1 protein-coding gene is annotated in these 238 nt (G+C 64.3%); it reads left to right on the top strand.

Going from position 1 to position 238, the window contains the following annotated elements; translation table 11 throughout:
- Positions 1–238, top strand: a 238-nt coding sequence (locus AC0L3B_RS40280) for an FAD-dependent oxidoreductase (RefSeq protein WP_473383636.1), incomplete at both ends; no start/stop codon positions are given.

Below are 238 nucleotides of genomic sequence, written 5' to 3'. Positions count from 1 at the left end.
AGTTGCACCGGTTGAGCAGCGGACTGTTCCGCCAGCCGCTGAATGCCGACGACGCCACACCTTGGATGGGTTTCCGCCCGTCGCTGCCCGACTCGTTGCCGATCATTGATCGGGTGTGCGACGGCAAGGTGTTGCTCGCGTTTGGTCACCAGCATCTGGGACTGACCCAGGCGGCGGTGACGGCGGAAAAGGTCGCTCAGTTGGCCAGCGGTGAGGCGGTAGCTGGGTTGGAGGCGTA

The sequence above is a fragment of the Bradyrhizobium sp. Kon56 genome (assembly GCF_055807635.1).
Note: the sequence above shows the minus strand (reverse complement) of the source record. Positions and strands in the feature narration are given on the sequence as shown.